The organism is Pseudomonas sp. Tun-23181 (assembly GCF_057415455.1).
In genome coordinates this window covers 2,285,226-2,305,478 of sequence record NZ_CM171630.1, presented here as the reverse complement: position 1 = coordinate 2,305,478, position 20,253 = coordinate 2,285,226, and the positions used below count along the sequence as shown (strand labels likewise).

The following is a 20,253-nucleotide window of genomic DNA, read 5'->3' as shown; positions in this document are numbered from 1 at the left end:
AACAGAGATTCTCGGTGTCACGTGCAGCACAGTGGCGTCACCTTAACCCACTTTCCGCGACCTGCCAATGGCCAAGAAGCGCTTTGGCGAAATTCGGATCAGTGGCCTGTACAAGCCCCGTCCGACGCGGGATAGGGCGTGGAACTTTAACCCAGGCGCCGGGACCGGTAAGATGCGCGTCTCGTTTTTCACCTTGCACTCTCAGGACACCCCCGCCATGAGCATCAAATCGGACAAGTGGATTCGCCGCATGGCGCAGGAACACGGCATGATCGAGCCGTTCGTCGAGCGCCAGGTGCGCGGCGGCGAGGACAGCCGGGTGATCTCCTTCGGCGTCTCCAGCTACGGCTACGATGTACGTTGCGCCGACGAATTCAAGGTATTCACCAACATCAACTCGGCCACCGTCGACCCGAAGAACTTCGATGCCGGCAGCTTCGTCGACGTCAAGAGCGACGTCTGCATCATCCCGCCGAACTCCTTCGCCCTGGCCCGTACCGTCGAGTACTTCCGCATCCCGCGCAACGTGCTGACCATCTGCCTGGGCAAGAGCACCTATGCGCGCTGCGGCATCATCGTCAACGTCACCCCGCTGGAGCCGGAGTGGGAGGGCCATGTGACCCTGGAGTTCTCCAACACCACGACCCTGCCGGCGAAGATCTATGCCAACGAGGGCGTGGCGCAGATGCTCTTCCTCGAGTCCGATGAAGAGTGCGAAGTGTCCTACAAGGACCGTGGCGGCAAGTACCAGGGCCAACGCGGCGTCACCCTGCCGCGCACCTGAGCCGACGAGCGCGTGGAATTCCGCGCGCGCCCGGCACTCCAATGGTAGAACCGCCCCGGCGCGCATGACGTGCGCCGGCTCTCGCCAGGAGCTGCCGATGAAACTCCATCCTGCCATCAGCGCGAAGCTGGCCGTCCTCCAGCCCAACCAGATCGGGTTGCTGGCATGGTCGCTGCTTGCGCATCCCCCTACGCCGGTACAGGCCGGTGGCGTACCCCACCAGCCCGATCCCGATACACCGCAACCGCCGGAACCCGGCGAAGCCCCACCCATGGAGCCGGGTGAACCGACCCTGCCCGACGAGCCGCCACCGTCCCCCGTGGCCTGACGGCCACGGCTGCCTGGGCGAGGCTCAGTTGGCCAGCAGGTAGCCGCTGCGGCAGAGCTGTTGCCCCGCGACGTGGGCGATGACCATCCCCGCCGTGGCCATGCGCCGTACGCTACGGGCATAGAGCAGGCCGGGCTGGGTATTGTGCACGGCCGTCACCCGGTCGCTGAGCGGGTCGATGACCTCGGCGACCAGTTGCCCGGCCTGCAGGTACTGGCCTGGGCTGGCATGGAACACCAGCAGCCCGCCCAGTGGCGCCGTGACCGGCTCCACGGCCGCCAACGGCGTGGCCGGGTGAGCCAGGGGCGGTAGCGGTGCTGCCTGCCCTTCGATCACCCCGGCATGGGTCAGGAAATCCAGTATCGCCTGGCAGTCCTGGCTCGCCAGCGTGTGGTTCACATCCGCCTGGCCGCGCAATTCGATGGTCACCGAGAAGCTGCCCAAAGGGATCGGGAAGCGTTTGCCAAAGCGCTGTTGCAGCTGCCACCAGACTAGGCTGAAGCATTCGTCGAACGACTGGCCGCCGGAGTCGGTGGCCAGCAGGCTGGCCTGGGCGCCGAGGTAGCGCGCCAGGGGCTCGACCTGTGGCCAGGCCTCTGGCGTGGTGTACAGGTGTTCGACCGCTTCGAAGTCGCAGTGCAGGTCCAGCACCATGTCGGCGTCGCAGGCCAGGCGTTGCAGGGTCAGGCGCTGGGATTGCAGCGGCGTGCGTGCCGGGTGGGCATCCAGGCCACGGCGCAGGTACTCGCGGATCAGCGCCAGGTTGTGCGCCGGGTCCTGGGTCAGGTGGCCTTCGATCTGGTCGCCGATGCTGTCCGAAAGGTCGACGAAGTTGCGGTTGAAGTTCTCGCCGCTCTGCAGTTCGAAGCGTCCCAGGGGGGCGTCCAGCAGCACCTGCTCCAGGCCCACCGGATTGGCCACCGGCACCAGGATGATTTCCTGCTGCAGGCGCCCTTGCTGTTCCAGTTCGGCCAGGCGCCGCTTCAGGTGCCAGGCCACCAGCATGCCGGGCAGTTCATCGGCGTGTAGCGAGGCCTGGATGTATACCTTGCCGCCACCGCGCGGGCCGAAGTGGAAGCTGTGGAGCTGGCGGGCGATACCCGGGACGGGAGACAGCAGGTCGTGGGTCGAATGGTGCATGGTGGTCCTGACTGGTGACGACAATGGTCTGCGGCATGGGCTTGGCTAGAAGGATAGAAGCATAACTTCGGGCCTTGCGCCTACTCCTCGCGGGCGTGGTGCTGGAACTGGCGTTGCCGGTTCATCCGGCCCATTCGCCGGCAAACCGCATCATGTATGGTCGACTCGCATCCAGTGGGGCTTGCCGGCGATGGGGGGCGAAGCGGCCCCGGTCAACGGCCGGGCACCAGGGTCAGGCGCTGGGTGCCATAGGCGCGGGCGAAGTGCTGTGGCTGCAGCGGCAGGCTCATGAAACGCCCCTGGAACCAGGCATCCAGCCCGTCGGTGTGGTGCCGGCTGGCCGGGTTGCCGGACTGGCCGCTGCTGGTCAGCACCTGCAGCGGTTCAGCCTGGCCGAAGTCGACGATCATGCGTGCCGAGGCCGGCAGTTGGGTGTCGAAGCTGCTGCCCCAGGCATAAGGGGTGAGCGCCAGGGTGCTGAAGTCGCCACCGGCGGCCTGTGGCGAGCGACGGATGGCATCGCCCAGGCCATGGTAGGCCGGCGCCGGCCAGCGGTACTGATGCAGCTTGCCCCATTGCCAGGTACGGCGATCGGCCCCCAATTGGGCGATGCCGGCATCCACCGCCGCCGCCAGGCTGCGCGCGAGTATGCCGGGCTTGTCTTCCTTCTGTGGGGTGGCGCGATCGTCCCAGAACGGGCTGTCCTCGCGGCCCAGCAAGTGATCGGCCTGGGCCGAGTAGGAAAGCCGGGCGTTGCTGACGAAAGCCTGCCACGCCGGGCTGGACTCCGGGCCGAGATCGTCGAGGAAGGTCTGCCGGGCCACTTCTTGGAGGAACAGCTCGTACAGCGCGGCATCTGCCGACACCGGGCTCAGGCGGCCGTCGAACGCCTTGAGCCGGGCCAGGGTATCGCGGGCCTTTTCGCGCTGGTCGGCGGGCAGGGCAGCGATGGCCTGTTCGAGCGGCTGGGCCATGCCGGGGGCCTCGAACATCTGCTTGAGCTTGTCGGCCAGCAGGCTGACCTGGTCGTTCTGCAGCGCCGCCAGGCTGCGGCTGTCGTGGCGGCCGTTTTCGGCCAGCTGGGCCAGGCGCTCGGCGCGCTCGGGGTAGTACCAGGTGTTGGACAACTGCATACCGTAGCCGCGTGGCAGGCTGCGCTGATTGGCATGGCCGATCCAGCCTGCGGGCGGGTCCTGGTCGTAGGGGTGGAGCATCGGGTCGGCAAAACCGTCCCAGTCGTAGCGCCCGTCCCAGCCTGGGGAGGGCAGCAGGCCTTGGCCTTCGCGACGGTTGGGATAGCGGCCGCTGACCTGCCAGCCGATGTGTTGTGGCTCGGCGAAGACAAAGTTGAGGGCCACGGCGCCGACTTCGCGGGTGCTGTCGAAGGCGCGCTCCACCGTCTGGGCACGGGTCAGGTCGAACAGCGCGTCGAGGCTGCGGTCGCCCTTGGCGAGGGGCAGGTGCAGCGCCAGGCCCAGGCCAGCATTGCCCGGCTGGCCGAGCAGGGTGCCGTGGCGGGTCTCGTACATCACCTCGCGCTGGGGGCGCTGGCCGCGGACGAAGAAGGTCTCGTTGCGCGCCCGGGCGGGCAGCCACTTGCCGTCGGCCAGGTAGTTCAACTGGTTGCCCTGGCGGCGCAGTTGCTCCAGGTACAGGTCCTGGTTGTCGGCCATCACCGCGCTACCGCTCCAGGCCAGCTTGCCGTTGTAACCGGTCAGTACGATGGGCAGGCCAGGCAGCGACAGGCCGGCGACCTGGTACTTGGTGGTGTGGATCTGCACTGGGCTCAGGGCCCAGGTGGCCTGGCTGTCGCTGGCCAGCAGGCTCTTGCCGCTGCGGCTGCGCTGAGGCCCCAGGGCCAGGTTGGCCGATCCGGGGCTGCCAAGCAGGCCGAGGTCGGCGAGCGTCTGCCCGGCCGCCGCCAACGATGCCAGGCCCGGCAGTTGGCGGGTGAGGTCCAGGCCCTTGAGCTTGTCGATCTCGGCTTCGGCCAGCGGTTCGTCCGGGGCGCCGGGCAGCAGCCAGGCCAGCTTGTCGCTGCCGGCCTGCTGGGCCAGGGTCAGGGCGGCCAGTTCTTCCTGCAGGTTCACCGACTGGCTGAAGGCATAGAGGCTGAAGATCAGCGCCGAGTCTTCGGGTTTCCAGTATTCCGGGCGGTAGCCGCTGCGGGCGATGTCGGCCGGCAGCTTGTCGCGGTAGCGGAACAGGTAGGCATTGACGCCGCGGGCATAGACCTCGAAGAAGCGTTGCAGGCGCGGCGAGGCGTCGGCATACAGCTGGCCGGCGCCCTGCTTGAGATTGGCGGCGCGCATCAGCCGGTCGATGTCCAGTGCCTCTGGCCCCGCCAGCTCGGCCAGGCGGCCCTGGGCCAGCAGGCGCATGGCGAGCATCTGGCCGATGCGGTCGCCGGCATGCACATAGCCGAGGCTGAACAGCGCGTCGTGGAAGTTGCTGCTTTCGATCAGCGGCGCGCCCATGGCGTTGCGCCGCACCGAGACGTTCTGCGCCAGGCCCTTGAGCGGTTGTACGCCACTGCTCGGCGGCACGCTGTCCTGGTAGCCACCCAACTGACAGCCACCAAGGCCGAGCAGGCCAAGCAGCACGGCGGTGCCGCCGAAGCGGGGACGGAAGGGCGGAAGAACGGGGGCGGCCATGACAAGGCTCCTGCGGGGCGTGGCGGGGGTTCGAAAGGCGCTAAATTGCCGGGGAAAGCGGCAAGCTGCAAGCTACAAGCTGGAAGAAAAAGCAGCAGAGTGCACGGCCCACGCTTTCTTGTCGCTTGCAACTTGCAGCTCGCCGCTCAAGAGAGCCTCAAGCCCCGTGGCACTTCTTGAATTTCTTCTGGCTGCCACACGGGCAAGGATCGTTGCGCCCGACATCCTTCAGGGCATTGCGGACCGGCTCCTGGTGGCCGTGGTTGCAGTGCGGGCCGTGCACATGGCCATGATCGTGGTGGTGGTCGTGACCGTGGTTGCAGTCGGGGCCATGGACATGGGGTTGCTGGGTCATTGCAGGGTTACTCCGGTTGAAGATCGCCGGGGATTATCTCACCACTGCGCGACAAGTGCAGGTCCCGGCGAATGAGCAAGCCGGTATTCAGTTCGCCCTGCAGCCGGTAGTGCAATGGCTGCTCGCTGCGCAGCAGCTTGGCCAGGGGCTTGAGCTGCCGCCACAGGTTGGTCCGTGCGGTGATCTTGAAGGTCCGCCGGGCATGGCCGCCGACGCTGCGCCAGAGGCTGGCCTGGTCCTCGACCAGCAGCAGGTCGTTGAGCCGCACCGAGTAGGCCAGGTTGCGGATGAACAGGCGGTTGTCGTTGGGGTTGTCGACGCGCAGGTGCAGGACGAATTCCTGCTGGTGCAGCCGGGCCTTGACCGTCTCGACCTTGACCAGGTGCACCTCGGGCTGGCGCCAGTCGCTGCCGCCCCAGCCGGCGCAACCTGCCAGCAGCGTCAGCACGAAGCTGAAGACGAGCAGGCGGGCCAGGGCGATCATGTTCAGCTACCGATGTAACTGGCGCAGCACTTCTTGAACTTCTGCCCGCTGGCGCAGGGGCAGGGGTCGTTGCGTCCGGCCTTCAGCCCCACGGTCGGGTCGATGAAGTACCAGCGCCCGTCGTGCTGGACGAAGGCCGACCGCTCGCGGTGCTGGTGGTCGCCTTCCTGGTCGTGCCAGCGCGCGGTGAAGGTGACGAAGGCATGTTCAGGCTGACCACCGAGCACCTCGGCGCTCTCCACCTCCAGGCCCAGCCAGGTGCTGCCGGCACTCCAGGCGGCCATGGCGGCGCAGTCCAGGCCGGACTGCTGGGCCGGCAGGGTGGTGGCCACCAGGTAGTCGACCAGGCCCAGCACATAGGCGCTGTAGCGCGAGCGCATCAGCGCCTGGGCATCCGGGGCCGGGGTACCGGCATGGTAATGCCCGCAGCAGGCGTCGAGCAGGTTGCCACTGCCACACGGGCAGACCGAGACACTCATCGGATCACCACCAGTACTTGCCGAAGTTTTCAGGGTTGGCCCAGAACTTGGCGTTGAGCCAGTCGGGGACCTGCTTGTAGTCATGTAGATCATAGGTGAACAGGCTCAGCACCTGCTCGTCGCGGCGAAACTTCTCGCTGGCCGACAGGGCCAGGGCGAAGAAGTCGGTATCCTGCCAGCCACAGGCGGCCAGGTCTGCCAGCACCGCGACCCTGCTGGCATTGAGATTGCGGATGCCACCCAGCAGTTCCAGGCCGGCGCGCCGGGGCAGGTGTTCGAGGCAGTCGACCAGCACCGCCAGGTCGAAGCGCTGGGCAGCCAGCGGGGCCGGCAGCGGGCCTGGCGCGGCGACCTCGATGCAAGTGCCGGGGTGGGCCTCGGCAAAGGCGTCCAGGGCCGGAAAACGGCTGCCGACCAGCAGCAGGCGCTGGGGCGTGAAGCGCTCGAGCAGGGCGGCCAGCGCCTGCTGCGGCGTGCGTTGGGAAAAACCGTCGGTCATTGCCAATCCTCGTTCAGGTCGCTCAAGACTAACGGGCCGGCGCGCGCGGGCAAAGGGGCGAGCGGCCGCGTCGTGGCTTATTGCTGGCAGAGAGGTAATGCGCGGTCTTTACTCCCAAGGATCGGTCTTATGCCGATTCCCCCTAGGAGAAGCAACGAAATGAGCATAGTACGCACAGCGATACCCCTGGTTCTGCTCACCAGTGTGTTAACTGGTTGTGCAGGTTTGCAAAAAACCGACTGGCCGAAGTGTGCTGCCGTCGGGGGTGTGAGCGGCGCGGCCCTCGGCGCCATCGAGAGCTCCAGCTGGGCCGGATGGGGCGCGCTGCTCGGCGGTGGCCTGGCGGCGGGCTACTGCTGGGCCCATGGCGATGGCGACGAAGATGGCGATGGCGTGCCGGACAGCCGCGACAAGTGCCCTGGCACGCCGCGTGGCGTGCAGGTCGATGCCAATGGCTGCCCGCCGGAGCCGGTCGCCGTGGTGGAAGAGGTGGTGGTGGAGAAAGAGGAAGTCATCGTCATCCGTGACGTGCACTTCGAATTCGACTCCGCACGCCTGACCGCCGCCGACAAGACCCGGCTAGACACCATCGCCACTCGCCTGAAGCAGGAAGCGCCGAGCGCCCGCCTGAGCGTCACCGGGCATACCGACAGCGTCGGCTCCGACAGCTACAACCAGAAACTGTCCGAGCGCCGTGCCCACTCGGTCACCGACTACCTGGTCGACAGCGGCGTGCCACGCAGCAGCTTCGTCTCGGTGGTGGGCGCAGGCGAAACCCAGCCGGTCGCGGACAACGCCACCGCCGATGGCCGTGCCATGAACCGTCGCACCGAGATCAAGATCGAGCGTTGACGGCAGGCGCCCGCGCCTTGAGAAGTGGCGCGGGCGCGTCTTTACTCCTGAATGACCGGTTCGGGCCGGTGACACAGGAGCATTCATCATGAGTGTTTTGTCGAAGGCGGCACTGCCACTGCTGGTGGCCTCCAGCCTGCTTACCGGTTGCGCCACCCACAGCGATGGTAGTGCGCCCCTCAATCAACGGAACTGGCCCCTGTGCAGCCTGCTCGGCGGGTTGGTCGGCGGTGGCCTGGGCGCCATCGAGAGTTCCAGTTGGGCCGCCGGTGCCGGCGTCGCTGGCGCCATCGCCGGTGGCTTGATCTGCTACGCCCAGGATGGCGACGAAGATGGCGATGGCGTCTTCGACCGTCGTGACCGTTGCCCCGATACCCCGGCCGGTACCGCGGTCGACCACATGGGCTGCCCATTGCCGCAATACCCACCCTCCACGCCCAAGGCCGAGGCGCCAGTCCCCGAGGTGATCACTCTCGACGACCAGGGGCAGGTGTTGTTCGCCTTCGACTCGGCCGAGTTGACGGCGGGTGCCAGGGAACGCCTGCTGGCCTTGCTACCCACGCTCAATGACCCCCGTGTGGCCAGCATCAGGGTCATCGGCCACACCGACAGTGTCGGCACCGATGGCTACAACCAGGGGCTGTCCGAGCGTCGCGCCAGCAGCGTCGCTGAATTTCTCATCAGCCAGGGGGTGGCGCCGAACAAGGTGACCAGCCAAGGGCGTGGCGAAAGCGAACCGGTGGCCGAAAACGGCACCGACGAAGGCCGCGCGCACAACCGCCGGGTGGAACTGCACCTCGACTGACTAGCAGGGAGGGAACATGAAATTCATCCTGGGGCTGGGCAAGGCCTTGACGGTGGTGTTCTGGTGGGTGGTGCTGGTGAACCTGTTCATACCCCAGCCGTTGCCATTCAACCTGTTGATCAATGCCGCGGGCATCGCCCTGCTGGGGCTGCATTTCCTGGAGGTGCTGTTCTTCAATGGCAGCCTGCGCGGGCGCAGCCATCGCTGGTTCGACCGCCTGCAGATCCTGCTGACCGGCATCTTTCACGTCATGTCCATTCCCAAGCCGCTGGAGGTGCCGCGCAAGGCGTAGATCGAGGCTGCCGAGGTGGCTCAAACCAGCAGCCGCGAACTGGCCACCGCCACCACCAGCAGCCCCAGCAGCAGGTTGATCCCCACCATCCGTCGTATCCGCCCCAGCACCCCGGCACCTGCCGCCCAATCCTCGGCCTGCACCGCCGCGCGCAGCTCCGGCAGCAGCAGCGCCTGGATCCGCAGGAACAGCGCGAACATGGCGATCCCCCCGCCGATCATCACCTGGATGTAGCGCGGTGCCGTCTCGAAGCCGGCGAAGCGCATATGCAACATGCCGATGCCGCTGATCGCCAGGATCGCTACCGCCAGCCAGACCCATCTGAAGAACCGTCGGAAAACTTCCACCCACAGCCGCAACCGTGCCGGCCCCTCCAGGGCCGCGACCGTTGCCGGGCGCAGCACCAGCCAGGCGAAGAACATGCCGCCGACCCAAACCAGGGCGGCCAGGACATGCAGGGTGTAGGGCAGGGCAAAGGCGAGCATCCGGATCTCCATGCGGCATAAAGGGCAATAGCGGGGTATGATAGCCGGCCCATGCGAAACACTGAAAATATATCCAGCCCTGCGGGCGCCCCCAGATCATGATCAGCAACGAACTCAAAGCCACCATCCAGGGCGCCTACACGCGTTTTCTCGAAGCCAAGAGCCTGCGCCCACGCTACGGCCAGCGCCTGATGATCGCCGAAGTGGCCAAGGTCCTCGGCGACATCGCCTGCGACGACGAAGGCCGCCGCGCCGGCGAGCCCGCCGTGGTGGCGGTGGAGGCCGGTACCGGTACCGGCAAGACGGTCGCCTACAGCCTGGCCGCGATCCCCGCCGCCAAGGCCGCCGGCAAGCGCCTGGTGATCGCCACCGCGACCGTCGCCCTGCAGGAGCAGATCGTCTTCAAGGACCTGCCCGACCTGATGCGCAGCAGCGGCCTGAACTTCAGCTTCGCCCTGGCCAAGGGGCGCGGCCGCTACCTGTGCCTGTCCAAGCTCGACGTGCTGCTGCAGGAGGGCCATGCCCAGTCGGCCACCGCCCAGCTGTTCGAGGAGGAGGGCTTTCGCATCGAGGTCGACGAGAAGAGCCAGAAGCTGTTCAACAGCATGATCGAGAAGCTCGCCGGCAACCGCTGGGACGGTGACCGCGACAGTTGGCCCGAGGCCCTGGAGGACCAGGACTGGGCGCGGCTGACCACCGACCACAGCCAGTGCACCGGCCGCCACTGCCCGAACTTCCAGCAGTGCGTGTTCTACAAGGCCCGCGAGGGCATGGGCAAGGTCGACGTGATCGTCACCAACCACGACATGGTCCTGGCCGACCTGGCCCTGGGCGGCGGCGCCGTGCTGCCCGACCCGCGCGACACCATCTATGTGTTCGACGAAGGCCATCACCTGCCGGACAAGGCCATCGGCCATTTCGCCCACTATTCGCGCCTGCGCTCCACCGCCGACTGGCTGGAGCAGACCGCCAAGAACCTCACCAAGCTGCTGGCCCAGCACCCCTTGCCAGGCGACCTGGGCAAGTTGATCGAGCAGGTGCCGGAGCTGGCGCGGGAGATCCGTACCCAGCAGCAGTTCATGTTCACGCTGTGCGAGCAGGTGGCCGACTTCCGCCCCGGCGAGGACATGGAAGGCCGCGAGCGGCCACGCTACCGCTTCGAGGGCGGCGTGGTGCCGGAGCAGATCCGCGAGGTGGGCATCGAGCTGAAGAAAGGCTTCGCCCGTCTCAACGACCTGTTCACCCGCCTGGCCGACTTGCTCAAGGACGGCATGGACGGCGAGACCAACATCGGTATCGCCAGCCACCAGGCCGAGGAGTGGTACCCCCTGTTCGGCAGCCTGGTGACCCGCGCCCAGGGCAACTGGGAACTGTGGACCGCCTTCACCGCCGAAGACCCGCAGGACAGCCCGCCGATGGCGCGTTGGCTGACCCTGGCCGAGAGCGGCGCGCTGTTCGACATCGAGGTCAACGCAAGCCCCATCCTCGCTGCCGAGATGCTGCGCCGCAGCCTGTGGAACGTCGCCCATGGCGCCTTGGTGACCTCGGCCACCCTGACCGCCCTGGGCAAGTTCGACCGCTTCCGCATGCGTTCGGGCCTGCCCCGCGACGCGGTCACCTGCGTGGTGCCCAGCCCGTTCCACCATGGCGATGCCGGCCTGCTGCGGGTTCCGGACCTGGGCGCCGATCCGCGCGATGTACCCGGGCACACCGCGGCGATCATCCGCGCGTTGCCCGACATGCTCGAGGACGCCCGTGGCGCGCTGGTGCTGTTCTCCTCGCGCAAGCAGATGCAGGATGTGTTCGACGGCCTGGACCGCGACTGGCGCAAGTTGGTGCTGATCCAGGGCAACCTGTCCAAGCAGGAAACCCTCAACAAGCACAAGGCGCGGGTCGACGATGGCCAGCACAGCGTGCTGTTCGGCCTGGCCAGCTTCGCCGAGGGGGTCGACCTGCCCGGCGCCTACTGCGAGCACGTGGTGATCGCCAAGATTCCCTTCGCCGTACCGGACGACCCGGTCGAGGCGGCGCTGGCCGAATGGATCGAGGCCCGCGGCGGCAATCCATTCATGGAGATCGCCGTGCCCGATGCCTCGCTGCGCCTGATCCAGGCTTGCGGTCGCCTGCTGCGTACCGAGCAGGACCGTGGCGTCATCACCTTGCTGGATCGGCGCCTGGTCACCCAGCGCTATGGCAAGGCTATCCTCAACGCCCTGCCGCCGTTCCGGCGGGAGATTTCCTGACGGCCGGAGCATGATGCGCCGGTCCTCCGTCCACCTCTGTCGTCACCCATCGAGAGGAGAACGACCGCCCCATGATCCGCCGTACCCTGCCTGCCGTGTTCGCCCTGCTGTTCAGCTCGCCGCTGCTGGCCGGGCAGCAGACGTTGTTCAGCTTCGTGCGCCCGGCCTCCGTGGTCACCGTGACCACCACCGATGCCGACCTGCCGCAGTACAACGCGGAGCAGACAGCCGAGGGCGAGGTACTGCGGCGCGTGGTGTTCAACCCGGTGGCGCGGCCGACCTTGCGCTTGAGCCCGCAGAGCGGCGCCTGGGACTGGTCTGCCGGCCAGGCCCTGACGCTGCGCCTGCAGAGCGCCATGGATTGGGCCCTGACCGTGGACGTGACGGTGCAGAGCAGCGATGGCCGTACCCTGACCAGCCGTGTCGACCTGCCCGCAGGGCCCGCGCAGACCGTGATGGTGCCACTCAAGGCCCGTTCGCCGCTGAGCCAGGGCATGCGCGCCGGCCCTCCGATGCCCTGGGTCCATGAGGGCCAGCGCCTGCTGCTGGCCAGCAGTGAGGGGGAGGTCGACCTGGGGCAGGTCGTTTCCGTCAGCCTCAGTATCCCCAACCCCCGGGTAGCGCAGAGCCTGTTGATCGAGAAGGTCGGCATCCAGGACGATGACCTGGCGTTCAAGGCGGCCTACGAAGGGCTGATCGACGCCTATGGCCAGTCCACCCGAGGGCGCTGGCCAGAGAAGATCATCAACGACCAGCAGCTCAAGGCCGCCGAGCGCCGCGAACGGCAGCAACTGCAAGGCTGGCTCGCCGAGCGTGGCAAGCAGCGCCTGGACATCTACGGCGGCCTGTTGGCGGGGCCGGTGTTCGAGGCCAAGGGCTTCTTTCGTACCGAGAAGCGTGATGGTCGTTGGTTCCTGGTGACGCCGGAAGGCCACCCGTTCTACTCCCTTGGCGTCAATGCCGTGGCCAGCGACGGCGGGCGCACCTACGTGGCCGGCCGCCAGACCCAGTTCCAGGCCTTGCCGGGCGAGGGCGAGCCCCTGGCGGCGTTCTATGGCGAAGGCAACAACGACGACGGCAATCCGTCGTCGCAAGGGCGCAACTTCAAGCAGGGGCGCTGGTTCGATTTCTATGCCGCCAACCTGCAGCGTACCTATGGCGAGCCTTGCCCGGAGGTACTCGAGGGGCAGACGGCCGAGGTTTGCCCAGCGCCGGCGGTGGATGCACCGCGTTGGCAGGCCCATGCCCTCGACCGTCTGCTGGCCTGGGGATTCAATACCCTGGGCAACTGGAGCGACCCGGCCTTGGGGCAGGCCAAGCGGGTGCCCTATACCTTGCCGCTGTCGATCGTCGGCGATTACGCCAGCATCAGCACGGGCATGGATTGGTGGGGACGCATGCCCGACCCGTTCGATCCACGCTTCGCCATGGCCACTGAACGTGCGGTGGCCATCGCCGCCCGCGATCATCGCAACGACCCTTGGCTGATCGGCTATTTCGCCGACAACGAGCTGGCCTGGGCCGCGCCCGGGGACGACCCCAAGGCCCGCTATGGCCTGGCCTACGGCACCCTGCGCCTGACCACCGACGTGCCGGCCAAGCGCGCCTTCCTCAAGCAGTTGCGCGACAAGTACCGCAACGAGGAGGGGCTGTCCAAGGCCTGGGGTATCGACCTGCAGGGCTGGGAGCTGCTGGAGGACCCCGGCTTCGAGGCGCCGCTGCCCAGCCCCGAGCACCCGGAGATCGAGCGCGACTACCAGCATTTCCAGCTGGTGTTCGCCGAGACCTACTTCAAGACCATCGCCGACTCGCTGCAGTGGCATGCCCCGAACCACCTGCTGCTGGGGGGACGCTATGCCGTGAGCACCCCGGAGGCGGTCAAGGCCTGCGCCGAGTTCTGCGATGTCCTGAGCTTCAATTTCTATACCCTCAAGCCCGAGGACGGCTACGACTTCGCCCAGCTGGCCGAGCTGGACAAGCCGGTGCTGGTCTCGGAATTCCAGTTCGGCTCCCGCGACCGTGGGCCGTTCTGGCCGGGGCCGCTGGAGGTCGCCCGCGAAGAGGACCGGGGGCCTGCCTATGGCAATTTCCTCAAGGCGGCGCTGGCCCAGCCGATGATCGTCGGCGCGCACTGGTTCCAGTACCTGGACCAGCCGGCCAGCGGGCGACTGCTCGATGGCGAGAACGGCCATCTGGGGCTGGTGGCCATTACCGACGTGCCGTACCCAGGCTTCGTCAAGGCGGTACGCAGGAGCAATCTGCAGTTGATGGACGAGCTGGGCAGGATCCTGGAAAAGCCGGCTCCCTGATTTTTCGTTGCCCGTACCGGCCCATTCGCGGCGGTACAGGCAGCGCAAGCCTCGAATCCCGACAGCACAGGCGACCACCCAGCCACAGGTTGTTTGCAAATCCGTCAACTACTGAAACAATGCATCCTTTTGTAAGACGAGTCGACGGAGAACAGGCGGGTGCAGATCCAGGGTCACTATGAGCTGAAGTTCGAGGCGGTGCGCGATGCCTTCGCCGCGTTGTTCGAAGATCCCCAGGAGCGTGGTGCGGCGCTGTGCATCCAGGTCGGTGGCGAAACGGTCGTCGACCTGTGGGCCGGTAGCGCCGACAGGGATGGCCAGGAAGCCTGGCACAGCGACACCATCGCCAACCTGTTCTCCTGCACCAAGACCTTCACCGCCGTCACCGCGTTGCAATTGGTGGGCGAGGGCAAGCTGGCCCTGGATACCCCGGTGGCGCGCTACTGGCCGGAGTTCGCCCAGGCCGGCAAGGACGGCGTGACCTTGCGTCAACTGCTCAGCCACCGCGCCGGCTTGCCAGCCATCCGCGAGCTGCTGCCGGCCGAGGCCCTGTACGATTGGCAGGCCATGGTCGATGCCCTGGCCGCCGAGGCGCCCTGGTGGGTGCCAGGCAGCGAGCACGGCTACGCTGCCATCACCTACGGCTGGCTGGTCGGCGAGCTGATTCGCCGCGCCGATGGGCGTGGCCCGGGTGAGTCGATCGTCGCCCGCACCGCACGGCCGCTGGGCCTGGATTTTCATGTGGGCCTGGCGGACGAGGAGTTCCACCGCGTGGCGCACATCGCCCGTGGCAAGGGCAACCCCGGCGACGCCGCGGCCCAGCGGCTGCTGCAGGTGACACTGCGTGAGCCGGAGGCACTGTCGACCCGCGCCTTCACCAACCCACCGGCGATCCTCACCAGCACCAACAAGCCCGAATGGCGGCGCATGCAACAGCCTGCGGCCAACGGCCACGGCAACGCCCGCAGCCTGGCGGGCTTCTATGCCGGCCTGCTCGACGGCAGCCTGTTGGAGTCGGAGCTGCTCGACGAGCTGACCCGTGAACACAGCCTCGGCCAGGACCGTACCCTGCTGACCCAGACCCGCTTCGGCCTGGGCTGCATGCTCGACCAGCCCGACGTGGCCAACGCCACCTTTGGCCTGGGCGCGAAAGCCTTCGGCCATCCCGGCGCCGGTGGCTCGGTCGGCTTCGCCGATCCCGAGCACGATGTCGCCTTCGGTTTCGTCACCAATACCCTTGGCCCCTATGTGCTCATGGACCCCAGGGCACAGAAACTGGTGCGCGCCCTTGGCACGTGCCTTTGATCGGGTTGTGCGGGTATTGCCCGGATCCTTTGACTATCCTCAATGCCAACGCCTGGTGTGCGCGGGCAAAATCTCTTTCAATTTCATGGTGTATCGCTGATGTCTTCACATAAAACCTTAGCACTTGCCCTGTGCCTGGCCGCCACCGGTTGCGCCCAGCACCCGCAGACTGCCTCGAACGACACGAGCCACAGCTGGTGGCCATTCGGCTCGGACAAAGTGGCCGAGCAGGAAGTGAAGGAGGCTGTGACCGAGAAGGTGGCCAAGGCCGAGGCCAAGTCCGAGAGCGGCAGCCGCTGGTGGTGGCCCTTCGGCGGCGCAGAACAGCAGGCCAAGGGCCCGGCGGTGCCGAAGATCGACGAGAAGGCCACCCAGGCCTGGCTGGACGAGTACGAGCCCAAGGTGCGCGAGGCGATCAAGGGCAGCAAGTTCGAGCTGGAGCGCCGCGACGATGTGCTGGCGGTGACCATCCCGGTGGATGGCTCCTACAACCCGGATCGCCCGAACATGCTGCTGCCGATGACCCTGGGCCCGATCACCCGCGTGGCCAAGCTGGCCGAGGCCGATACGAAGAGCGCCGTGCTGATTCTGGGTCACGCCGACAGCAGCGGTGCCGCCGCGGCGAACCAGAAGCTCAGCCTGGAACGTGCCGCGTCGGTGTCGGCGATCTTCCGTCTCAGCGGCCTGGAGCGTGATCGCCTGATGCTCAAGGGCATGGGTTCGGACATGCCGCGTGCGGCCAACGACAGTGTCGAGGGCCGGAAGCTGAACCGTCGGGTGGAAATGCTGCTGACTCCGCAGAACACCATGGTGGCGCTGCTGGCCAGGTACCAGCAGGCCGCCCCGGCACCGGCCGCAGCCTCCATGGTTGCAGTCCAGGACGCCAAGGCGCCGGCAGCCAAGGCCGCCGCCAGCAAGCCTGCGGCGAAGGCCCCGGCCAAGACCGTGGCGAAGAAGCCTGCGGCCAAGACCACCGCGAAGAAGGCCTCGACCAACAAGAAAGTAGCCGCCAACAGCCCTGCGAAGAAAGGCAACTGATCGTCTTAAGGAAACGCAGTCATGACCCAATCCCTGGCCGATATGCGCCGCGACTACACCCGTGATGGCCTGGCCGAAGCTCAGGCCCCGGGTGAGCCGTTCGCCCTGTTCCACCAGTGGTTCGCCGATGCGGTGAAGACCGAGCAGCCACCGGTGGAGGCCAACGCCATGACCCTGGCCACTGTCGACGGCGAAGGCCGGCCGCATTGCCGGGTGCTGCTGCTCAAGGGGCTCGATGAGCGCGGTTTCACCTTCTTCACCAACTACGACAGCGCCAAGGGCCAGCAACTGCTGGCCAACCCCTTTGCCGCCATGACGTTCTTCTGGCCGGCATTGGAACGCCAGGTGCGTATCGAAGGGCGGGTGGAGAAGGTCACGGCCAAGGAGTCCGACGACTACTACCAGGTACGCCCGCTGGGCAGCCGCCTGGGGGCATGGGCGTCGCCGCAGAGCCGGGTGATTGCCAGCCGCGAGGCGTTGGAGAACCTGGTCAAGGCTACCGAGGCGCGTTTTTCCGATACCCAGCCGCATTGCCCCGAGCACTGGGGGGGCTATCGCTTGCTGCCCGAGCGCGTCGAGTTCTGGCAGGGGCGCGCGAGCCGCCTGCACGATCGCCTGAACTATCGCCTGGTGGATGGCCAGTGGCTGCGTGAGCGCCTGGCTCCCTAACCCGGATAGGCGGCGGCTTCGCGTTCCAGCCAGGCCGCCAGTTCCTTTCGCTTGATCTTCTGCGCCCGCGCCTGCTCGAGGCGTTGCAGCATGTAGGTGCGCTTGGCTTTGTCGTTGCCGGCCAGCGACAGCGCCAGGTCACGGTCCATCCAGCGTCGCATGCGCACGTACAGCCACCAATGGAAGTACAGGCCCGCGACGGTCGCGACCACGACGATGAAGTAATCCATGGCTATCCTTGGTCAGAATGTTTAGCCGCAACACAGCCGGCGCAGGCTGTACCTGAGCTGAATGAAAACAATTTTATAACCTTTGCGCCGTGACAGTCGTCAATCCACGGCGTCTAATGGACACATGACCTATGGAGAGTTATCCCATGCGTAAATCCGTTTTGCTGGTGGCGAGCTTCACCACCATGTCGCTGCTGCTCGGCGGTTGTGCCTCGAACCTGACGGGCGACAGCTATTCCCGGGATGAGGCCCGTCGCGTGCAGACCGTGCGCATGGGCACTATCGAATCCCTGCGCCCGGTGAAGATCGAAGGTACCAAGACCCCGATCGGCGGTGGCGCGGGCGCGATCGTCGGTGGCGTGGCCGGCAGCGCCGTGGGGGGGGGCCGTGGCAGCATCGTGGCTGCGGTGATCGGTGCCGTTGCCGGTGGCCTGGCCGGTTCTGCCGCCGAGGAAGGCCTGACCCGCACCCAGGGTGTCGAGATCACTGTGCGCGAGGACGACGGCAGCATGCGCGCCTATGTGCAGGAAGTGCAGCAGAACGAGATCTTCCGCGTCGGCGAGCGGGTACGCATCATGACCGTTGACGGTACCAGCCGCGTCACTCACTGAAGTTGCACTAAAAACAAACCCCGACACGGCGAGGCCGGTCGGGGTTTTTTCTTGCCTGCAAGGCGCTGTCAGGCATCCAGCCCCAGGATGTCCCGCGCCACCGCCTCGGCGACGCGAATGCCATCGACCCCGGCCGAGAGAATGCCGCCGGCGTAACCTGCGCCTTCGCCAGCCGGGAACAGGCCCTTGAGGTTGAGGCTCTGGTAGCTGGCGTCGCGGGTGATGCGCAGGGGCGAGGAGGTGCGCGTCTCGATGCCGGTCAGCACCGCATCGTGCAGGTTGTAGCCTTTGATCTGGCGATCGAAGGCCGGCAGTGCCTCACGGATGGCCTCGATGGCGAAATCGGGCAGGCTGGGTGCCAGGTCGCCGAGGGTCACCCCCGGTTTGTAGGACGGCTCGACACTGCCCAGCTCGGTGGAGGGCCGCCCGGCGACGAAGTCGCCGACCAGTTGCGCCGGTGCCTGGTAGTTGCTGCCGCCCAGCACGTAGGCATGGGCTTCCAGGCGCTCCTGCAGCTCGATACCGGCCAGCGGGCCGCCCGGGTAGTCGCGTTCGGGGTCGATGCCGACGACGATGCCGGAGTTGGCGTTGCGCTCGTTACGCGAATACTGGCTCATGCCATTGGTGACCACCCGGCCCGGCTCGCTGGTGGCGGCGACCACGGTGCCGCCTGGGCACATGCAGAAGCTGTAGACCGAGCGGCCGTTGCTGGCGTGATGCACCAGCTTGTAGTCGGCGGCGCCGAGTTTCGGGTGCCCGGCATACTTGCCCAGGCGCGCCTTGTCGATCAGCGATTGTGGGTGCTCGATGCGAAAACCGATGGAAAACGGCTTGGCTTCCATGTAGATGCCCTTGCCGTGCAGCATGCGGAAGGTGTCGCGAGCGCTGTGCCCCAGGGCCAGGACCACATGGCGCGAATGCAACTGCTCGCCGCTCTCCAGCACCACGCCGTTGAGCTGGCCATCGTCGATGAGCAGGTCGGTGACCTTTTCCTGGAAACGCACTTCGCCGCCCAGGGCGATGATTTCCTGGCGCATGTTCTCGACCATGCCGGTCAGGCGGAAGGTACCGATGTGCGGCTTGCTGATGTAGAGGATCTCGTCCGGGGCGCCGGCCTTGACGAACTCTTCCAAGACCTTGCGGCCATGGTGCAGCGGGTCCTTGATCTGGCTGTAGAGTTTGCCATCGGAGAAGGTCCCGGCGCCGCCTTCGCCGAACTGCACGTTGGACTCGGGGTTGAGCACGCTCTTGCGCCACAGGCCCCAGGTGTCCTTGGTGCGCTGGCGCACTTCCTTGCCGCGCTCTAGGATGATCGGTCGAAAGCCCATCTGTGCCAGCAACAGGCCGGCGAAGATGCCACAGGGGCCGAAGCCGACCACGATCGGGCGCTCCACCTGGTTGGCCGGAGCCTGGCCGACGAATGTGTAGCTGATGTCGGGGGCGACGCTGATGTTGCGGTCATCGGCGAACGTGTGCAGCAGTTGCGCCTCGTTGCTCGCTTCCAGGTCGATGGTGTAGATGAACAGCATCTCGCTGTTCTTCTTGCGGGCGTCGTAGCTGCGCTTGAACAGGGTGAAGCTGAGCAACTGCTCGTCGAGGATGCCCAGGCGCTGGACGATGGCCTCGCGCAGGGCCTCGTCGGAATGGTCCAGGGGCAGCTTCAGTTCGGTGATTCGTAGCATGGCAGGATCCAGTATCCCGGCCATGGGGTGGCCGGCGGCTTTACACAAACCGCCAAGTATAAGCTGTTCGCCACCTTGACTGGCAGGATAAACGCATCCGGGCGATCAGTTGTCGCGGGCGCCGCCGTAGTAGCCGCAGCCTTGCAGGGTCTGGCCGTCGATGCGCAGTTCGGCGCGCAGGTGGCGTATCGCGCCGGTGGCGATGTCGACGCAACGCTGCGGAGCGACCCAGAGCTCGATGTGTTGCCCATTGGCTTCGCTGGACAGGCTCAGGCCGCCGTTGGGCATCTGTTCTTCCAGGTAGGGCAGTGGCAGCGGATCCTGGCCGAGCCGTTCCAGGACCATACCCTTGCCGCTGGCCTTGATCGCCCAGCCTGGTTCATGGCCATCGGCGCGCAGGGTCAGTTGCTTGAAGTTGGGGTCGCCGCAGGCATTGGCGGAAGGCTCGAGACGGTACAGGCGTGTCACGTCGAGGCGACCATCGCTGTCGGCCTGCTTGCTGCCGGCAAGGCGGCCGCGCACGTCGGCGAACAGTGTGTCGCCAGCATCCTCGGCGAGGTTGGCGGCTTCCTGCAGCAGGCCGGTGGCACCTACATCGTTGACCTCGAAGTGGCGGCTTTCGCTGCAGGGCTTGAACAGCAGCTTGCCACCTCCGGCACTCAGTTCGCCCTGCATGCGCGTGGTGCCGATGTTCGGGTCGGTTGGCTTGTTCGCCAGCGCCTGGCAGCCTGCGAACAGGGGGAGCAGGGTGACGAGCAGCAGGGAAGGGGTGACGCGCATGGGGCAGGCTCCGGGCGATCCAGCAAAAGAAGTGGCCACGTTACTCAGCCTGGGGGGCGATCACAAGGTTTCATGTGTTCCGCTCTGTTGGCAGCGGTCTGGTGGGCCGGGCGAAGCCCCAATTGCCATTTGGGGCCGCTTCGCGCCCCATCGCCGGCAAGCTCCCACATGGCCCGTGCAAACCGCATCATGTGTGGTCGACGCGGTCCCTGTGGGAAGCCGGCTTGCC

21 protein-coding genes are annotated in these 20,253 nt (G+C 66.7%); 11 read left to right on the top strand and 10 right to left on the bottom strand.

Annotated elements, in window-relative coordinates; translation table 11 throughout:
- Positions 1–217: 217 nt before the first annotated feature.
- Positions 218–784: a dCTP deaminase gene (gene dcd / locus ACDI39_RS11070; RefSeq protein ID WP_043213075.1), complete on the top strand. Its 567-nt coding sequence runs from the start codon at positions 218–220 to the stop codon at positions 782–784.
- 97 nt (positions 785–881) lie between these two features.
- Positions 882–1,112 carry a hypothetical protein gene (locus ACDI39_RS11065; protein WP_225788142.1) on the top strand — a complete coding sequence of 77 codons (231 nt, stop codon included), beginning with the start codon at positions 882–884 and terminating at the stop codon, positions 1,110–1,112.
- Between the two features lie 24 nt (positions 1,113–1,136).
- On the opposite strand, the gene ACDI39_RS11060 is transcribed toward ACDI39_RS11065, so the two are convergent.
- The 6 genes from ACDI39_RS11060 to ACDI39_RS11035 all read right to left on the bottom strand — a co-directional run bounded on the left by ACDI39_RS11060 (position 1,137) and on the right by ACDI39_RS11035 (position 6,723).
- Complete coding sequence (locus ACDI39_RS11060; protein ID WP_225788143.1) at positions 1,137–2,252, bottom strand: succinylglutamate desuccinylase/aspartoacylase family protein; 1,116 nt, start codon at positions 2,250–2,252, stop codon at positions 1,137–1,139.
- A 212-nt stretch (positions 2,253–2,464) separates the two neighbouring features.
- Positions 2,465–4,906 (bottom strand): penicillin acylase family protein, encoded by a 2,442-nt coding sequence (locus tag ACDI39_RS11055; protein ID WP_486538659.1) that lies wholly within the window; start codon positions 4,904–4,906, stop codon positions 2,465–2,467.
- A 157-nt stretch (positions 4,907–5,063) separates the two neighbouring features.
- Positions 5,064–5,261 (bottom strand): SEC-C metal-binding domain-containing protein, encoded by a 198-nt coding sequence (locus ACDI39_RS11050; protein WP_225788145.1) that lies wholly within the window; start codon positions 5,259–5,261, stop codon positions 5,064–5,066.
- A 7-nt stretch (positions 5,262–5,268) separates the two neighbouring features.
- Positions 5,269–5,745 carry an LEA/WHy family protein gene (locus ACDI39_RS11045; RefSeq protein ID WP_486538656.1) on the bottom strand — a complete coding sequence of 159 codons (477 nt, stop codon included), beginning with the start codon at positions 5,743–5,745 and terminating at the stop codon, positions 5,269–5,271.
- A gap of 2 nt (positions 5,746–5,747) precedes the next feature.
- On the bottom strand, positions 5,748–6,224 hold the full coding sequence (locus ACDI39_RS11040) for a YchJ family protein (protein WP_486538654.1): 477 nt from the start codon (positions 6,222–6,224) through the stop codon (positions 5,748–5,750).
- Positions 6,225–6,228: 4 nt separating this feature from the next.
- Entirely contained in the window at positions 6,229–6,723 is a 495-nt protein-coding gene (locus tag ACDI39_RS11035; RefSeq protein ID WP_225788148.1) for a DUF6231 family protein, read from the bottom strand.
- A gap of 159 nt (positions 6,724–6,882) precedes the next feature.
- Between ACDI39_RS11035 and ACDI39_RS11030 the strand changes: the two genes are divergently transcribed.
- From ACDI39_RS11030 to ACDI39_RS11020, 3 genes are all read left to right on the top strand, one after another.
- On the top strand, positions 6,883–7,575 hold the full coding sequence (locus ACDI39_RS11030; protein WP_225788149.1) for a PA1041 family peptidoglycan-binding anchor lipoprotein: 693 nt from the start codon (positions 6,883–6,885) through the stop codon (positions 7,573–7,575).
- A gap of 88 nt (positions 7,576–7,663) precedes the next feature.
- Positions 7,664–8,380 carry a PA1041 family peptidoglycan-binding anchor lipoprotein gene (locus tag ACDI39_RS11025; protein WP_225788150.1) on the top strand — a complete coding sequence of 239 codons (717 nt, stop codon included), beginning with the start codon at positions 7,664–7,666 and terminating at the stop codon, positions 8,378–8,380.
- 16 nt (positions 8,381–8,396) lie between these two features.
- Positions 8,397–8,672, top strand: coding sequence for a DUF1145 domain-containing protein (locus ACDI39_RS11020; protein ID WP_225788151.1), 276 nt, complete (start codon positions 8,397–8,399; stop codon positions 8,670–8,672).
- A 20-nt stretch (positions 8,673–8,692) separates the two neighbouring features.
- On the opposite strand, the gene ACDI39_RS11015 is transcribed toward ACDI39_RS11020, so the two are convergent.
- Complete coding sequence (locus ACDI39_RS11015; RefSeq protein ID WP_225788152.1) at positions 8,693–9,157, bottom strand: CopD family protein; 465 nt, start codon at positions 9,155–9,157, stop codon at positions 8,693–8,695.
- Positions 9,158–9,255: 98 nt separating this feature from the next.
- On the opposite strand from ACDI39_RS11015, the gene dinG reads away from it, so the two are divergent.
- From dinG to pdxH, 5 genes are all read left to right on the top strand, one after another.
- Entirely contained in the window at positions 9,256–11,400 is a 2,145-nt protein-coding gene (dinG, locus tag ACDI39_RS11010) for an ATP-dependent DNA helicase DinG (RefSeq protein ID WP_486538650.1), read from the top strand.
- Positions 11,401–11,471: 71 nt separating this feature from the next.
- On the top strand, positions 11,472–13,709 hold the full coding sequence (locus tag ACDI39_RS11005; RefSeq protein WP_225788154.1) for a beta-galactosidase: 2,238 nt from the start codon (positions 11,472–11,474) through the stop codon (positions 13,707–13,709).
- 159 nt (positions 13,710–13,868) lie between these two features.
- Positions 13,869–15,014 (top strand): serine hydrolase domain-containing protein, encoded by a 1,146-nt coding sequence (locus ACDI39_RS11000; RefSeq protein ID WP_253168360.1) that lies wholly within the window; start codon positions 13,869–13,871, stop codon positions 15,012–15,014.
- A 99-nt stretch (positions 15,015–15,113) separates the two neighbouring features.
- Positions 15,114–16,052, top strand: a complete 939-nt coding sequence (locus tag ACDI39_RS10995; protein ID WP_486538647.1) for an OmpA family protein — start codon at positions 15,114–15,116, stop codon at positions 16,050–16,052.
- 21 nt (positions 16,053–16,073) lie between these two features.
- Positions 16,074–16,721, top strand: coding sequence for a pyridoxamine 5'-phosphate oxidase (gene pdxH, locus ACDI39_RS10990; protein ID WP_225788157.1), 648 nt, complete (start codon positions 16,074–16,076; stop codon positions 16,719–16,721).
- On the opposite strand, the gene ACDI39_RS10985 is transcribed toward pdxH, so the two are convergent.
- Positions 16,718–16,951 (bottom strand): hypothetical protein, encoded by a 234-nt coding sequence (locus ACDI39_RS10985; protein WP_486538645.1) that lies wholly within the window; start codon positions 16,949–16,951, stop codon positions 16,718–16,720. The two genes, pdxH and ACDI39_RS10985, sit on opposite strands and share 4 nt — an antisense overlap.
- A 146-nt stretch (positions 16,952–17,097) precedes the next feature.
- On the opposite strand from ACDI39_RS10985, the gene ACDI39_RS10980 reads away from it, so the two are divergent.
- Positions 17,098–17,562: an outer membrane lipoprotein gene (locus ACDI39_RS10980; protein ID WP_225788159.1), complete on the top strand. Its 465-nt coding sequence runs from the start codon at positions 17,098–17,100 to the stop codon at positions 17,560–17,562.
- Positions 17,563–17,630: 68 nt separating this feature from the next.
- Here ACDI39_RS10980 and ACDI39_RS10975 read toward each other — a convergent pair whose 3' ends face one another.
- Positions 17,631–19,244 carry an NAD(P)/FAD-dependent oxidoreductase gene (locus ACDI39_RS10975; RefSeq protein WP_225788160.1) on the bottom strand — a complete coding sequence of 538 codons (1,614 nt, stop codon included), beginning with the start codon at positions 19,242–19,244 and terminating at the stop codon, positions 17,631–17,633.
- Between the two features lie 105 nt (positions 19,245–19,349).
- A complete protein-coding gene (locus tag ACDI39_RS10970) occupies positions 19,350–20,024 on the bottom strand; it encodes a COG3650 family protein (RefSeq protein ID WP_225788161.1) in 675 nt (224 codons plus the stop codon).
- Positions 20,025–20,253: the final 229 nt, after the last annotated feature.

Bases quoted from the DNA above. Each gene is read 5' to 3' on its own strand.
- ACDI39_RS11060 (WP_225788143.1), bottom strand. From the start codon at position 2,252: ATGCACCATTCGACCCACGACCTGCTGTCTCCCGTCCCGGGTATCGCC.
- ACDI39_RS11020 (WP_225788151.1), top strand. From the start codon at position 8,397: ATGAAATTCATCCTGGGGCTGGGCAAGGCCTTGACGGTGGTGTTCTGG.
- ACDI39_RS11015 (WP_225788152.1), bottom strand. From the start codon at position 9,157: ATGCTCGCCTTTGCCCTGCCCTACACCCTGCATGTCCTGGCCGCCCTG.
- ACDI39_RS10995 (WP_486538647.1), top strand. From the start codon at position 15,114: ATGTCTTCACATAAAACCTTAGCACTTGCCCTGTGCCTGGCCGCCACC.
- dcd (WP_043213075.1), top strand. From the start codon at position 218: ATGAGCATCAAATCGGACAAGTGGATTCGCCGCATGGCGCAGGAACAC.
- ACDI39_RS11005 (WP_225788154.1), top strand. From the start codon at position 11,472: ATGATCCGCCGTACCCTGCCTGCCGTGTTCGCCCTGCTGTTCAGCTCG.
- ACDI39_RS11025 (WP_225788150.1), top strand. From the start codon at position 7,664: ATGAGTGTTTTGTCGAAGGCGGCACTGCCACTGCTGGTGGCCTCCAGC.
- ACDI39_RS11030 (WP_225788149.1), top strand. From the start codon at position 6,883: ATGAGCATAGTACGCACAGCGATACCCCTGGTTCTGCTCACCAGTGTG.
- ACDI39_RS11040 (WP_486538654.1), bottom strand. From the start codon at position 6,224: ATGAGTGTCTCGGTCTGCCCGTGTGGCAGTGGCAACCTGCTCGACGCC.
- ACDI39_RS11065 (WP_225788142.1), top strand. From the start codon at position 882: ATGAAACTCCATCCTGCCATCAGCGCGAAGCTGGCCGTCCTCCAGCCC.
- ACDI39_RS11045 (WP_486538656.1), bottom strand. From the start codon at position 5,745: ATGATCGCCCTGGCCCGCCTGCTCGTCTTCAGCTTCGTGCTGACGCTG.
- ACDI39_RS11055 (WP_486538659.1), bottom strand. From the start codon at position 4,906: ATGGCCGCCCCCGTTCTTCCGCCCTTCCGTCCCCGCTTCGGCGGCACC.
- ACDI39_RS11050 (WP_225788145.1), bottom strand. From the start codon at position 5,261: ATGACCCAGCAACCCCATGTCCATGGCCCCGACTGCAACCACGGTCAC.
- ACDI39_RS10970 (WP_225788161.1), bottom strand. From the start codon at position 20,024: ATGCGCGTCACCCCTTCCCTGCTGCTCGTCACCCTGCTCCCCCTGTTC.
- ACDI39_RS10975 (WP_225788160.1), bottom strand. From the start codon at position 19,244: ATGCTACGAATCACCGAACTGAAGCTGCCCCTGGACCATTCCGACGAG.
- dinG (WP_486538650.1), top strand. From the start codon at position 9,256: ATGATCAGCAACGAACTCAAAGCCACCATCCAGGGCGCCTACACGCGT.
- ACDI39_RS11035 (WP_225788148.1), bottom strand. From the start codon at position 6,723: ATGACCGACGGTTTTTCCCAACGCACGCCGCAGCAGGCGCTGGCCGCC.
- ACDI39_RS10985 (WP_486538645.1), bottom strand. From the start codon at position 16,951: ATGGATTACTTCATCGTCGTGGTCGCGACCGTCGCGGGCCTGTACTTC.
- pdxH (WP_225788157.1), top strand. From the start codon at position 16,074: ATGACCCAATCCCTGGCCGATATGCGCCGCGACTACACCCGTGATGGC.
- ACDI39_RS10980 (WP_225788159.1), top strand. From the start codon at position 17,098: ATGCGTAAATCCGTTTTGCTGGTGGCGAGCTTCACCACCATGTCGCTG.